At 42.4% G+C, this 14,472-nt stretch carries 9 protein-coding genes; 4 read left to right on the top strand and 5 right to left on the bottom strand.

The features are described 5' to 3' along the window. The first annotated feature begins 56 nt into the window (after positions 1-56). Positions 57-3,950 (top strand): PKD domain-containing protein, encoded by a 3,894-nt coding sequence (locus QZT69_RS08110; RefSeq protein WP_294672817.1) that lies wholly within the window; start codon positions 57-59, stop codon positions 3,948-3,950. Here QZT69_RS08110 and QZT69_RS08105 read toward each other — a convergent pair. Together QZT69_RS08105 and mtaB are read right to left on the bottom strand one after the other, a co-directional pair. After that, entirely contained in the window at positions 3,934-5,313 is a 1,380-nt protein-coding gene (locus QZT69_RS08105) for a glycosyltransferase family 39 protein (protein ID WP_294672815.1), read from the bottom strand. The genes QZT69_RS08110 and QZT69_RS08105 overlap by 17 nt on opposite strands. 1 nt (position 5,314) lies before the next feature. Continuing rightward, positions 5,315-6,643, bottom strand: a complete 1,329-nt coding sequence (gene mtaB / locus QZT69_RS08100; protein ID WP_294672812.1) for a tRNA (N(6)-L-threonylcarbamoyladenosine(37)-C(2))-methylthiotransferase MtaB — start codon at positions 6,641-6,643, stop codon at positions 5,315-5,317. 97 nt (positions 6,644-6,740) lie between these two features. Between mtaB and QZT69_RS08095 the strand changes: the two genes are divergently transcribed. The 3 genes from QZT69_RS08095 to QZT69_RS08085 are packed head-to-tail and all read left to right on the top strand — an operon-like array spanning position 6,741 to position 8,522. Then, positions 6,741-7,214, top strand: coding sequence for a cytidine deaminase (locus QZT69_RS08095; protein WP_294672810.1), 474 nt, complete (start codon positions 6,741-6,743; stop codon positions 7,212-7,214). A 2-nt stretch (positions 7,215-7,216) separates the two neighbouring features. After that, complete coding sequence (gene meaB / locus QZT69_RS08090) at positions 7,217-8,254, top strand: methylmalonyl Co-A mutase-associated GTPase MeaB (RefSeq protein WP_294672807.1); 1,038 nt, start codon at positions 7,217-7,219, stop codon at positions 8,252-8,254. A gap of 52 nt (positions 8,255-8,306) precedes the next feature. After that, complete coding sequence (locus QZT69_RS08085; protein ID WP_294672804.1) at positions 8,307-8,522, top strand: RNA-binding S4 domain-containing protein; 216 nt, start codon at positions 8,307-8,309, stop codon at positions 8,520-8,522. Between the two features lie 102 nt (positions 8,523-8,624). On the opposite strand, the gene QZT69_RS08080 is transcribed toward QZT69_RS08085, so the two are convergent. The 3 genes from QZT69_RS08080 to QZT69_RS08070 form a co-directional block, all read right to left on the bottom strand. Further along, positions 8,625-9,158 carry a hypothetical protein gene (locus tag QZT69_RS08080; protein ID WP_294672801.1) on the bottom strand — a complete coding sequence of 178 codons (534 nt, stop codon included), beginning with the start codon at positions 9,156-9,158 and terminating at the stop codon, positions 8,625-8,627. A gap of 52 nt (positions 9,159-9,210) precedes the next feature. Continuing rightward, a complete protein-coding gene (locus tag QZT69_RS08075) occupies positions 9,211-9,735 on the bottom strand; it encodes a 3-hydroxyanthranilate 3,4-dioxygenase (RefSeq protein ID WP_294672798.1) in 525 nt (174 codons plus the stop codon). Positions 9,736-9,913: 178 nt separating this feature from the next. After that, positions 9,914-14,323: a T9SS type A sorting domain-containing protein gene (locus QZT69_RS08070; RefSeq protein WP_294672797.1), complete on the bottom strand. Its 4,410-nt coding sequence runs from the start codon at positions 14,321-14,323 to the stop codon at positions 9,914-9,916. Positions 14,324-14,472: the final 149 nt, after the last annotated feature.

The raw sequence follows: 14,472 nt of genomic DNA, 5'->3' as shown, positions 1-14,472 counted from the left end.
ACTTGCAGTTTTAGCTTCTTTTAACTTAGGTGTAAGCTTTTTTGTAAATTAGATATATGTTCAGACTGATGTTGGTGTTCCTGCTCCTGATTTCGTGTGCCGTTATGGCGCAGGAATCGTCTGTGACCATGCGCCCCAACCGCGGTCAATGGGACTCAAGAATTGATTATCTAATTGGGCTCCAGGGAGGGAACATGTACCTGGAACAAACCGGATTTACTTACTTTTTTTATCAGTTCAACGGGCACGACCACGATACTGAGCACCAGGATGAAGAAATGAAGGGATATTGTGTTAAATCCCACTTTTTGAATGCGAAAAAATCGGCTTCAATTATTGAATCCAAAAAACAGAGTTATTACCGCAATTACTTCCTGGGATCTGACAAATCCAATTGGAAATCAGAGATTCATGATGTACGGGAAGTCAGATATGCCAACAAATACCCGGAAATTGATCTATTGATCTCAACAGAGGGAGAACAAGCCAAATATTCCTGGATCATCTTGCCTGGCGGAAACTCCAGCGATATTCAATGGAAATACGACGGTGCAAAAGAAACCAGTCTGCTTCCTTCAGGAGAATTGAGAGTGGAACATGGCCTGGGATATTTCATAGAAGGAAAACCAATTGCCTGGAAGTTAAAACAGGGGAGGAAAGTACCTTTAAAAGTGAGCTATCAGTCGCAGGATGGTATCTTTTCTTTTGCGTTGAACGGATCTTATACCGATTCGGATACGATCGTCATAGATCCGTCACTCACATTTTCCTCCTTTACCGGTTCACTTGGAGATAATTGGGGATTCACTGCTGCACCCGACCCAAATGGGAATATGTATGCAGGCGGAATTGTTTTTGGAAGCGGATACCCGGTAACAACCGGAGTTGTGAGTGAGACATTTAACGGCGGTACTCCTACCGACGGAGCACCGGTAACCAGCCCGTTAAGTAAAGGATTTGATGTTGGGATATCCAAATTCAACGGTTTAGGTACGGCTTTTATTTTTTCAACCTATATCGGAGGTGCCGGCAATGAAACCCCGCATTCTATAGTTTCGGATGATCTGGGAAATATGTATTTACTTGGTGTGACCTCTTCTGCCAATTTTCCAACATCGGCATTGTGTTACCAGTCTAATTTCAATGGCGGGGTAACCGTAAGTCCGGATAACCTGAAATTCAACGGCTCGGACATTTATGTACTGGAATTAAATCCAACCGGAACTTCACTTATGGCTTCTACTTATTTGGGAGGAACCGGGAATGACGGGATCAGCTTCGGAACGCTTCAGTACAATTATGGGGATAATTTCAGAGGTGAGATCATTGTGGATCAGAATTTTGTTTATTTCTCCAGTGTTACTCAATCCGCGGATTTCCCAACCGTTATTCCAAGTCAGGCATCACTCAACGGTGCACAGGATGCCGTTGTGGTGAAAATGACCAAGAACCTTGCAACGGTTGTCTGGTCGACCTATTACGGAGGTGCGGTGGATGAAACAGGAAATGGGATTGCACTTTCCGGAAACGGAAGCCTGTATGTTACCGGTGGAACCAGTTCTACGAACCTTAATTTAGGCACGGGAGGATGGGATGCAAGTTATAATTCGGGAAGAGATGGTTTTGTGACCCGTTTTAATGCATTGACAGGAGCAGTAATGACCGGTAGTTACATCGGAACCGGGGATTACGATCAGAGTTATTTCGTACAGCTTGATGACGATGACGACGTTTATGTTTTGGGGCAGACAGCCGGCAACTGGACTATTTCTCCGGGCTGTTACGGGAACGTGAACTCAGGACAGTTTATTATGAAATTTAATCCCACACTGACCTCCCAACTTTGGGTTACAACCATTGGTGCAGGTTCCGGGAATATTGAGATTTCCCCGACTGCATTTTTGATCTCGAATTGCAAAGATATTTACCTCTCGGGTTGGGGTGGTAACGTAAATTCATCGAACAGCCAGGCAACGACCAGTTCCTCGAACAATTTCCCGGTTAGCGCGGATGCGTTTCAACCGACCACGAACGGAAGTAATTTCTGGATTGCTGTTTTAAGTGAAAATGCAGCCACATTGAAGTATGCTACATACATCGGTGGTACCAGTTCGTCATTCAATCATGTAGATGGTGGAACCAGTCGTTTTGATAAGAACGGGAATATTTATCATGCTGTTTGTGGAGCTTGTGGTGGGAATAATTTTGGATTTACTACAACTCCGGGAGTAATAGGGCCTGAAAATTTAAGTGTGAATTGTAATCTTGCAGCGTTTAAATTCGAACTGAACTCCATTGAAGCGGTTGTAGCAGCACCGGATCCACTGGTTTGTTTACCTGACCCGGTTGTTTTCAATAATAATAGTGCCAATGGGAACCAATTTGAATGGAATTTCGGTGACGGACAGACTTCTAACCAGGTAAATCCATCACATGTTTACAGCGGACCGGGCCAATATACGGTTACTTTGATTGTTCGCGATACAGCTCAGTGCTATGCACCCGATACGGTCCAGTTTGTCGTCAATATCGGTGATTTTAACGGAGGAATCGTAAATCCTACCGTGCAGACTTGTGTAAATGTTCCGGTGCAAGTGGAAGCTTTCGGAGGAACAGTTTACCACTGGGAACCGGTTCAGTACTTTAATAATCCGAACATATCGAACCCGATGGTAACTACGGACCAGGACATTTCCATTTTTTGCATTGTTTCGGATAGTTGCGGAATTGATACGGTATATGCTCAAGTCAGTGTGTTGAACGGAGCACTGGATATTTCCAATGATACTGCTATATGTATTGGTAATTCCGTTAATTTATTTGCTTCCGGTGTTTCTCAAATTACCTGGAGTCCGGCGACTTATTTGGATGATCCTTCCAGTTTAACGCCGACTTCAACACCGTTGCAATCCATTACTTATACCGCATCCGGAACAACTCCGGATGGCTGTCAATTAACAGCAACGGTTCAAATTCATGTCGATACAACTATGCCGCAACCTGTCATGCAGGATTCCCTCGTCTACTGTTTGGGATCTTCCGGAACAGTTACGGTTTCGGGTGCTACTACTTATGATTGGTCACCGCAAACGGATATTACTCCTGTTACCGGGCCGCAGGTAACCATCAGTACACAAACCAGCAGGTATTATTACTGTGATTTTTTAAATGCATGCGGTGTTGCACGGGATAGTATTTTTGTCCGGGTAAATGATGCAACAATTCTTGCCGGAAATGATACGACGATCTGTCCGGGAGAAACAACACCCATTCACGCTTCAGGGGGAGTTTCCTACAGCTGGTCACCGAGTCCGTATGGATACCTTCAGTCGAACGGATCACTTGTTTTGGTGAAACCAACAGTATCCACAACTTATGTAGTTGTCGGAACAGATGAATACGGATGTAAAGATACAGCAGATGTGCGCGTTAATTTATTCCCATCACCGTTCGTTCAGACAAACCCGGATGTATATGCCATTTTTGGAGAAGAGGTCCAGTTAAATGCGGTTTCATCAACTGCGGTAAGTTATGTTTGGAGCCCTGCCGAATACTTATCCTGTAATGTTTGTCAGAGTCCGGTTACAACGCCAGACAAGCCGATGACATTTACCGTTACGATTTATGATATCAATGGTTGTTCAGCTTCGGATGTAGTACATATTTTCTACAATGCGATCATCTATGTTCCGAATACTTTTACACCTGACAACAATGGTACGAATGAAACATTTTTCGCATTGGGTGTTAATATCAAGGATTTCCGCCTGGAGATCTTCAACCGTTGGGGAGAACTTATTTACTCGGGAGATGCATTGGCTCAAATGTGGGACGGGACTTATGCGGGGATGCCTTCACCTGACGGGGTTTATACCTGGAAAATCGAATACGGTGAAATCCTGACGGGTGAAAGACACCAGATCGTGGGGCATGTTAATTTGCTGCGTTAAGCTTTCGTTTGTAAACTACTAAACTGCTATTTCGGGAGTAATCCTTTAAAATGGAGTAATCTTTGATTTGAACGAGAACTGTTTGGAACAAAATATATTCCCCTTCGAATTTAATATCTTCCCTGAAAACCTGCTGGATAGGAACCTCGTATTCCAGGCGATAATAATTGATAACAGGCTCATAGAGCCAGGTACACTCCGCTATATGAATAGATGTATCCTGAATGTCATCTCTGATCGAAAGCATGGCTGCTTTTAGATCCTGGTCTTCCGACCACGTCATGGTCGTTTTAAAATTGTAAAAGGGGATATTCACCAGGATAAACGAGACTGAACATACAATTATCAGTACTCGGATGACTTTGAATTTCAGAGGTTCGATATTCATCAGGAAAGCAAGGAGCATAACCGGATACAAATAAAGCGAAGAACGGTTGATCGGATAGAGCGATTCAAAGAGCAGGTGTTCAGCTATAAGAGCTGTAAAAATGCCGATTAAGATTATAAATGCGAAAGTACCGGGGGTGAAAAAAAGTCTCTTTCTGACCATTCGGAAACCTGCAAGAAGGATTAATCCATAAAGCAAATAACGCAAAATATCAACATGCTTAAAACCGAATCTTGAATAAAATCCCGAGCAAATTAAGTTGTCAATGGTTGTGTGGATATTATCGGTTCCGAAATAAAGTTCATTTTTGTCTCTGAGAAAGAACAACTGGTTTAGGGAAAAATACAGGATAATTCCACTTAGGAAAAGTAAAACCGCTAAAAGGACAATTCGGTTTTTAGGCTTAAATACAAGCAGACTGAATACCATTAGGGCCAGGGCGATCAAAAAATAATTGAGTGTATTCAGATTGGCACTTAAAGCTAAAACAGCAAAAATAAACCCGCAGAAATAGTGAATAGGTTTTGAATCTTTCCTGAGAGCAGCCATTCTGAAAACATAGAACAAGGATGCCGTTACAAAAGCAATAGAGAGACCATATCCGCGGCACAGGGAGAAAAAATCCAGGATAAACGGATTCCCGCAAAGGAGCAGGAGTAATGCGAGCTGGGTTGCTGAGGACTTTAAAAAAGTCTTCGCAATGCGAAAAAGAAAAAACCAAAAAATCCCGAATGAAAGGATATTCGGAAGCCGAAGCGCAAATTCCTTAGCTCCGAAAAGATGGGAACTAAGTGCGCTCAAATGTGTATTCAGCCAGTGATGATTAGCGGTTCCTTTTAAAACTTCATCTCCCTGGATAATTTTATAAGTCAATGCTTCATCGTGAGTCATTCCCACGGTAAATCCGCGGATCAAAACATAGCTGAATGCAAAGAAGAGGCAGAGGTAGTAGATTATTTTGGTTGTACGGTTCATCTTAGATGAATTCACATTTCAGAACACCGTCCCGGTCAATTTCAGTGAGCTGAACGTGTTGCATTCGATTCACTAAATCCGGGTTGAAAGGGGTTTTAACTTTTACGTAATTCTCCGTAAAACCATACATGATCCCTTCATCTTCTTCTGCTTCAAACAAGACCGTTCTTTTAGAGCCAACCTGTGATTCGTAAAAGGCACGTTTCTTCTTGTCGGAAAGAATATGAAGCTGTTTGCTTCTCTGAGCTCTGACTTGGTTCGGAACCGGATCTCCCAATTTCACGGCAGTGGTATTTGCCCGTTCGGAATAGGTAAATACATGTAAGTAGGAAACATCCAGGTCTTTCAGAAAATCAACTGTTTCCAGGAATTCTTCATCTGTTTCACCTGGGAAGCCTACGATTACATCCACACCGATTGCACAGTCCGGACGTAATTTCTTAATATGTTCTACGCGTTCTACATACAACTCGCGCAGGTATTTCCTGCGCATTGCTTTTAACAACCGGTTGCTACCGGATTGAAGCGGAATATGGAAATGCGGAACAAAGCGTTTTGAATCCTCCAATGTAAATTGAATGATCTCATCACTCAATAAGTTCGGTTCGATGGAAGAAATGCGGTAGCGGTCAATTCCGTTTACCTCGTCGAGGGCTTTCACCAGTTCGAAAAAGTTTTCATCTGATCCCTGACCGAAATCGCCAATGTTTACACCGGTAAGAACCACTTCTTTGATTTGTGTATCGGCAATTTTTTGTGCTTCTGAAACGGTTTCGGAGATACTGGCATTCCTGCTTTTTCCACGTGCCAAAGGAATGGTGCAAAACGTGCAGAAGTAATCACAACCATCCTGGACTTTCAGGAAAGATCGGGTGCGGTCTCCCATGGAATGAGAAGGAATAAAACTGGTTGTCTGCTTGATATTCTCAAACTTCACAATAGCTTCCTGTGTTTGTTCCTCATGCTCTTTCTGTTTCTCATTCTCCAATGCATCCAGGTGTTCCACGATATTGAACTTCTCATTGGCACCCAGAACGAGAGAAACTCCCGGAATTTGAGCAATTTCAGTAGGTTTCAATTGTGCATAACACCCAATGATTGCTACGTAAACCTCCGGATTGATTTTTTTGGCACGTCTGACCAGCTGCTTGCATTTTTTGTCTGCATTCTCAGTTACCGAACAGGTGTTAATCACCAGTATGTCAGGTGTTTCTTCAAAATCAACTTTTGCAAAGCCTGCGTTTTCAAAAAGCCTGGAAATAGTAGATGTCTCTGAAAAATTCAGTTTGCATCCGAGGGTATAAAAAGCGACTTTCTTAAACTGTTGCATTTTTTTGCAGAATTGAGGCTACAAAGATAGACATTTTCAAGTCTGTACAAAAATCCCCGTTCAACTAATCGTTATATTTGTTAGACTATAGACTAGCATGAAAAAGCAACTGACGATCCATTATGAATGGCTGGAGCACTGGAAAGAACTTCCTGAATCCGAACATGTTTTGATTGATAAAGCGCATGAAGCAGCGCAAAAAGCATACGCTCCATACAGCGATTTTAAGGTTGGAGCAGCCCTTTTGTTGGCAGACGGAACAATTGTGAAAGGAAATAACCAGGAAAACATTGCTTATCCGAGTGGTTTGTGCGCCGAACGAGTGGCCTTGTTCTATGCCGGAGCAACTTATCCCGGAACAGCAGTAAAAACAATTGTGGTTGTAGCTGAGGGTGATTTGATCGCAGAAGACGAATGTGTTTCTCCCTGTGGATCATGCAGGCAGGTTATGGCAGAATCGGAATCACGCCAGGAAATACCAATCCGGATTATTTTGGTTTCCCGCGATGGGAAAACCTGGGTTTTTGATAGTGTAAAAGATATTTTAGTATTTCCTTTTGGAGTAAAGTAAAAATGAACGAAAAACGCCTTGAAGAATGGTTTTCTTCCCGGAAGAAAATGCGTGAGAACCGTACGGCAGAGAAATTGTTTGAGGCCATTCGCCTGGGAGATGCTATTGCTTTGAGCGGTGCTATTACTTTACTTGAAAGTACGCGTGAAGAGGACCAGGAAACGGCTAAAGAGTTGATCCGTTTGTGTCTTCCGTTTTCAGGGAACTCATTGCGGATCGGGGTTACAGGAGTTCCGGGAGTTGGTAAAAGTTCGTTTATTGAAAAATTCGGGCAGACTATTTTAGAGAATCGCCGTAAGGTTGCTGTTTTGGCCATTGATCCGAGCAGTGAACGGACGGGCGGGAGTATTTTGGGTGACAAAACGCGCATGGAAACCTTGTCGCAAAACCCACGGGTATTTATTCGTCCATCAGCTGCGGGGAACACCTTAGGTGGTGTTGCGCGGAAAACCCGTGAAACGATTATTCTTTGTGAAGCTGCTGGCTTTGATGTGCTGTTGATTGAAACGGTTGGAGTAGGACAATCGGAAATCATGGTCCATTCCATGGTCGATTTTTTCCTGCTGCTACTCTTAGCCGGGGCCGGTGATGAGCTCCAGGGGATTAAGCGGGGAATTATGGAAATGGCAGATGGTTTGGCCGTTACAAAATCCGATGGTGACAATGTGAATAAAGCAAAACTGGCTTCCAGGGAATTGAAAAATGCGATTCATTTGTTCCCGCCGACTTCAAATGGCTGGATTCCGGAAGTAAAGACCTGCAGCTCCCTGGAAAATAATAATATCGGTACCGTTTGGGAAATGATCGAGCGTTTCGAGCGGCATACCAAACTGAACGGAAGTTTTGGTTCGAAGCGAAAGCACCAGGATTTGAACTGGATGCATGAAACTTTAAAAGATTTGTTGGTTCAGGGTTTATGGGGAAAAGAAAAAACAAGAGCCTATATCGAAGCTAAAGAGGCAGAAGTGGAGAATGGAACTATTTCCGCTTTTGAAGCTGCCGAAGAAATCTATAAGCGCTATAGAAAAAACATCGATTAATAGTGTTGTTTCTTTTGCTCCGAATAGTAATCGGATTGATTAACTTTGTGGCATGGAAAAGATCGAGTTTACCATCAACGGGGAATTTATTGAATTGCTGGGTTTGTTGAAAGCCACAGGAATAGCTCAAACCGGTGGTCACGCAAAAATGATTGTGGAAGACGAGGAAGTTTTTAGGAACGGGGAGTTGGAGATAAGGAAACGAGCAAAGTTGGTTCCCGGTGATATCATTGAAGTAGGAGATGAGGTTCGGATTGTTTTGAAATAGTTCAAATGTTCAAATGTTCAAATGTTCAAATGTTCAAATGTTCAAATAGAACCACTTAAACACTTGAAACTTTTTGAACGTCTTTGAACTCTTTTGAACCTTCTAGAATAGCTCCTGCAATTCTTTTCTCAGGTATTCCACTGTAATTTCCGTAGGAAGTTTCCCGACCTCCGCTACAATTTCAAATATTTTTGCAGCCATATCTGTTGAAAGTGCTGTTGCATCCATCTGTTGTCCGGCTAGATTGATGATCTTAATAGTTTCTTCTTTTGAATTCCGGACCATTTCCCAGGCCTGCGGAGAAATAAACATCTGCTGGGATACATTGTGATCGTATTCTTCACGAATAGCCTGTAATAAGTCTGTTTGAAGTTTTCTTGCCGGAAGTCCCGGATTGTGAAGGCGCATAACCAAACTTCCCGGATGGATTCGTTCCATTAAAAGTGCAGCACGTTGATAAGCTTCCACGCGCATCGGAAGAAAGTGTTTCTGACGCTCCTTTTTTAATTCAATTTGTGCGGCCCTAACCTCACGATCTCCTGTTTTTTTCAGAAAGAGATAAGCCATTAGTAATACTCCGCCGCCGGAAATTATTGAAATCAGTACAGGAAAGATGATAGAAGCAAAAAAGTGCATACAAGTTATTTTTCTGGGTAAATTCGTTTTTTGGTAAAAGTAACAATTCCGGTTAAATGAATTTTGGATCAGCTTCCATTTGATGACCGCAAACCGAACAAGTCCTCATTTCCTCCGAATTGTAAAACTCCTTGAATCGCGGAAGAAAATCCTTTTCGATATTATCCAGTTTGAAGCGGTAATGTTTCAATTCATGATTGCATTTTTCGCAGAACCAAAACAGACCATCCTGCATGTCTGTATTCTTCCGAACACGTTCAATTACCAAACCAACCGTGTTTGGTCCACGACGCGGATTATGCGGAATACGTGCAGGAAGTAAGAACATCTCGCCTTCTTTGATCACGATATCCTTTGCCTTACCTTCGTGCTGGATACCTACCGTGATGTCACCTTCGATCTGATAAAAAAGTTCTTCACTCTCATTGAAGTGATAATCCTTCCGGGCATTTGGACCTCCAACGATCATTACGATGAAATCACCTGCTTCCTTATAAAGGTTTTTATTCCCTACAGGAGGTTTCAATAACTCCCTGTTTTCTTCGATCCACTGATGTAAATTAAATGGCATTAACATATCCTGCGTTTTTATCAAAAGTACCAAATGAATGGCCTATTTGCAATATAAAACGCATAAAAAACCCTGAAGTGATGAGAACATCTACTTCAGGGTTTTATTATTTCGTTAGCGTTTTCGAAAGCAATGCTTCATTACTGCGCTAACGCTTGTATTTCATCGAAAGCGATACTTTCTCTTATTGAATAACTACACGGAATACTTTTTCAGCGTTCTCTGTAGAAAGTTTAAAGAAGTAAGTACCTCTTTCAACTTCTTTCAAGTTCACTGTATTTGTTCCCGCAGTAACATTCGTTCCGGTTTGAATTGTACGACCGTTGATATCAGTAACCACTAAATCAAAGTTTCCTGTAAATGTTGATTCAATAAACACAACACCTGTAGAAGGGTTTGGATAAAGAGATACTTCTTCCAACGCATTTTCTTCAACAGAAAGCGCGTTACATGACAATACAGTTACAACAACGTTTGCAGTATCATCAGGACAAACTCCGTTTCCGGAAATATAGTCGTAGTTATATTGACCAGGGAAGTTTGCAGTAACGATTTGAGAATTTGGTAAAGCAACATCCGATGGATCATACCAGTTACCATTTAGATCTGCATTTCCGTTTAATCCTGCCAACAAATCGATGTGCTCGTTTCTACAAGCGTCAATTGTACCGTCTTCTCCGGCGTTAGAAGGAGCGTAAACCTTCACTTGAGATATGATAGAATCGTAAGCACATCCGTCAGTTACACGGTACTGGAAGTCAAATGTCTGGTAAGCCAAACCATTTGATTCGAAATCAGAACCTGTGATACTTGCATTAACAGAAGGGATGTCAGAAGACCAAACACCTCCTAAATCTTCATTATTGATAGTTGTTGTAAGGTCCACATTTGTACCATAACAAACTTCAGTTAATGCGGCTGCAGTTCCTGCTTCCAATACGATCTCCGTTACATTCAGGCTAAAGTTACCTGAAGTACCATCAAATCTGTCATACATAATGTAATAAGTAGCACCCGGAGTTAAATCACAAACTGTGAAGTTCGGAGCTAAGCTCGTTCCACCGATTGCATTATCGTTTGCTGCCTGCAGGTCAAATGTATTAAAGTCAGCACAGTTAATTGCGGAGTATACAGCAGCCTGACCGTTGTATGCAAGTGCAGTTGAGTTAATTCTCACAGAACCGGAAGGAGGCGCTACGAATGTATACCATAATGTTCCGTTCAATGTAGAGTTAATCCATCCGTCTGTTTCCTGAGCTCCGGTAGCCGGAGGAGCAATGCTGGATTCGTTTACTGAAACACCCGCACCTGCGTTGTTAAATGTATAAGTCTGATCCAGTTGAATAGCTTCCTGTGAACAAACGATATCGTTTGTTACCGGCATTACGACCGTAATTGGACCTACCCAGTTAGAAGTGTCGTTTGTACCGGCACATTCAGCCTGAACATAAACCTGGTAAACACCAGATCCCATTAATGCAGTGTTATATACAGTGTCTGCGAAGTCGATACCTGTTGCAGTTGCCGTCATTCCTGATCCTAATTGGAAACCGGTCATTCCGTACTCAATGTTGAATCCTGTTACAGGGTAAGCAGGGCTTGTTTCAACCCAGTTCCATGTCAATTCCAATGAATCCGGATCTGTTGTTCCTGCAAGACCTGTGATGTCAGAACAATTTGGCTTAGTACAGAAGTTTACCAAGAAACCATCAGAAGTTAATGCGTCAGCCGCACAGTCTGAATAAATGTAAGCATCGTAACAAGTCAATTGGAGTAATCCACCGATAAATACATCAGAAGTTGCTGTAGGTAATGTTCCCAATACTTCAGAAGCAACGCTTGGATCAAATCCATCATAACCGTAGACTACTGTCCAGTTTGTTTCTCCATATAAACCAGCATCCCAGTTCAATTGAGCATCTGTTGTAGTTGTAATTGTAACGTTGTTGGTTACGTTCGGACAAAGCGCTGTGTAAAGTCTCACACAAGAGTTGTTTTGCAAATAAGTCTGGCTATTGTAAGAGATAGCTACTGTAGACATAGGTCCAATAGCTGAAATAGTAGCAAAGTTTCCGGCGTAGTCAGAAGAACTTTGAGTACCACCGAATACTTTATCCTCATACAAGTAGAAGATCTCACCTGTAGTTTGATTGAAAGCAATCTCAAACGTTACATTCTGCCCGATAACTCCGGAGAATCTAGGTCTGTTATACCATTCAACGATCACGTAGTTATCACCACCGATAGTTGTTTCTTGCCAGTATACGTTTCCTTCTTCATCATCCAGGTCAGTTTGCCATGGATTTAAAGTTACTGCACCGAATGAAACATTTCCGTTGTTGCTTACTGTAAGTGTATTTGAACTAACTCCCTGGAAAGAAACAGGGTTAGTCAATGTAATTGGAGTTGAAGCATCATCCGTTAGGTTCAATGCTGTTCCTGTTGTATGGATTGGAGTAAATCCAGGGCCACACTCGCTATCCCATGCAGAGAAAGGTACATATGTAGAGAACGCGAAAGGTCCGGCCCAGTCAGAAGATGCAATGCATCCTGCCTGAACATAGAATTCATAATCTGTATCCTCAGTTAATCCTGAAACAGGAACTGTATCATTTGTTACACCTGTCATTGGGAATCCTGTACCCGGAGTAAATCCAGCCGGTCCGTATTCTACATTCCAGGTTGTTTCGCTTCCTTGAGGAGTCCAAGTCAACATTCCGTTGAAGAAAGTTACGTTGAATGCGTTCAATGCAGTTGGAGCAGAAGGCTCAGTAATTGTGATAGGAACTATAGCAGAAGTTCCCATAGAAGCGTCACGAACAATGATGTCGTAGTTTCCAGCTCCTAAGTTGGTAGGGATTGGTCCAAAAGTCACACCGTTATCCAAAGAATATTCAAATGGAGCAGTTCCACAAGATACAGTTCCAAGGCTGAATGATCCGTCTGTCAAACCATTACAAGAAATATCGATTGGATTTAGAGTTACAAGAACCGGGTTAACGTTAACCACAACCGGTAGTCTTGTAGGACTTACACATCCACCGTTAACGGCTTGTGCATAAAATGTATAAGTTCCGGCAGTTGCAGTTGGTAATACAGATGTTCCGATAGTCTCAAGCGTGCTGTTTGTTCCAAGTGAATTTCCTGCAACAGGTGCATCGAACCATTCAAAAGTTACAGGAGGTACCGTATAAGCCACGATCAACATAACTGATCCTGCACTTGCGTTTCCACCAAAGCTGTAATTGTGGTCTACGTTTACTGTAAAAGCACCATTACTTCCGATTGTTACGTTGTTCGTATAAGGACCTGCATTAGTTACTCCGCCGATTACATTCGCAACGACAGTTGAACCCAGTGTTACGGCACCCGTGATATCAACAGAAAGATCTGAAGGCCATGTTCCACCAACTGTTGTAACATTATTAAAGCTGATAATAGAGCTTGTAATTGTTGCACCACCAGGAATGTTCAAAGTTCCGTTTAATGCTGCAGATGATCCGGGAGTCAATACAAAATTAGAAGCAAGCATGATCGTGTCAATTGCAGAAGTTGCAGCAGCCGATACACTAACAATTGCAGAAGATGCTCCTGTACAAATGTTAAGTGGGTTTGTTGAAGAAACCGGTTGATCAGGAGTATATGTACTGATAACTACCGGTAAAGCAGTGGTGTTTGACCAACAAGAAGTACCAGCTTCAAAAGCTGAAATGTAATATGTTCCTGAGCTTGTAACGTTAAGCGGAGTACTTGCGTCGTTTGCAGTACTTACACCGTTCACAATAGTTTGCCAGTAATAAGTTGTACCCATTGGAGGTGCGGCAGCTGTTAAAGTAGTGTTCATACAAGCTGGGTTTGCACCGGCAGTTGGAGCCGGAGGAGCTGCAGCTGTTGGGAAGTTCGATACCGTAATCGATGATGCAACAGACCACTGATTGTAAGTTGTATTTAAAGATCGGATATAGTAAGTTCCGTTAGCTGAAATAGCATAAGCACCTGAATAAGGCGTTGCAGTACTGGTTCCTGTTGCAGATGTCTGCCAGTACCAGGTAGTGTTTGCCTCCGGAGTTCCGGGAACTGTTAAAGATGAGCCTGTTGCACAAGTAGGTACAGTAGGATCCTGAACCGGTGCTGCCGGCGTAGATACAATAGTTCCGTCTAATGTAAACGTACCGGTACAAGGACTCGGCGGTGAAGGCCAGGTATCAAACATGATGTAATACGTCACTCCTGCAGTCAGGTTAAAAGGAGCTGTAGTTAAAGACGAACCTGAAGTGGTTTGGCTTGTAACAAGTGTTCCGCCTGAAGTAGGACAGCCCTCATAGATAAAGATACCTACCCAGTTTTGTCCGGAATAAGCAACTGTAACGTTTGCGTAATTCGATGTTGGAGTCCATGAATAAAGGGCTTCAAAGCCGTCGTCATAATCTGATACAAGATCAATGTCATTAGCTCCTCCACAGACTATCGAGGGATCTGTGTAAGGTAAGGTAGGGGTAGCAGGAAGTGCAATAGCCGATGGACAGGTAGTCGCAAAAGCAGATTGAATTCCCACTAACAGTCCTACCAGACCGAGTAGTAATTTTTTCTTCATAAAGTATAATTTATTTACGTTCAGGACAAATGTAAAGAATTAACGGTTCATTAATAATATTTTCTTTTACTTTTTATTCTAAATACGTTATGAGTTTCTTATATGTGAAGTTTAGATGGCAAATTGCTTTAACGAATCGTATTCGCTGA

The organism is uncultured Fluviicola sp. (assembly GCF_902168135.1).
Lineage (GTDB): Bacteria > Bacteroidota > Bacteroidia > Flavobacteriales_D > Crocinitomicaceae > Fluviicola.
Note: the sequence above shows the minus strand (reverse complement) of the source record. Positions and strands in the feature narration are given on the sequence as shown.

Excerpts from the sequence above, each read along its gene's own strand:
- QZT69_RS08110 (WP_294672817.1), top strand. The coding sequence starts at position 57 with ATGTTCAGACTGATGTTGGTGTTCCTGCTCCTGATTTCGTGTGCCGTT.
- QZT69_RS08105 (WP_294672815.1), bottom strand. The coding sequence starts at position 5,313 with ATGAACCGTACAACCAAAATAATCTACTACCTCTGCCTCTTCTTTGCA.
- mtaB (WP_294672812.1), bottom strand. The coding sequence starts at position 6,643 with ATGCAACAGTTTAAGAAAGTCGCTTTTTATACCCTCGGATGCAAACTG.
- QZT69_RS08095 (WP_294672810.1), top strand. The coding sequence starts at position 6,741 with ATGAAAAAGCAACTGACGATCCATTATGAATGGCTGGAGCACTGGAAA.
- meaB (WP_294672807.1), top strand. The coding sequence starts at position 7,217 with ATGAACGAAAAACGCCTTGAAGAATGGTTTTCTTCCCGGAAGAAAATG.
- QZT69_RS08085 (WP_294672804.1), top strand. The coding sequence starts at position 8,307 with ATGGAAAAGATCGAGTTTACCATCAACGGGGAATTTATTGAATTGCTG.
- QZT69_RS08080 (WP_294672801.1), bottom strand. The coding sequence starts at position 9,158 with ATGCACTTTTTTGCTTCTATCATCTTTCCTGTACTGATTTCAATAATT.
- QZT69_RS08075 (WP_294672798.1), bottom strand. The coding sequence starts at position 9,735 with ATGTTAATGCCATTTAATTTACATCAGTGGATCGAAGAAAACAGGGAG.
- QZT69_RS08070 (WP_294672797.1), bottom strand. The coding sequence starts at position 14,323 with ATGAAGAAAAAATTACTACTCGGTCTGGTAGGACTGTTAGTGGGAATT.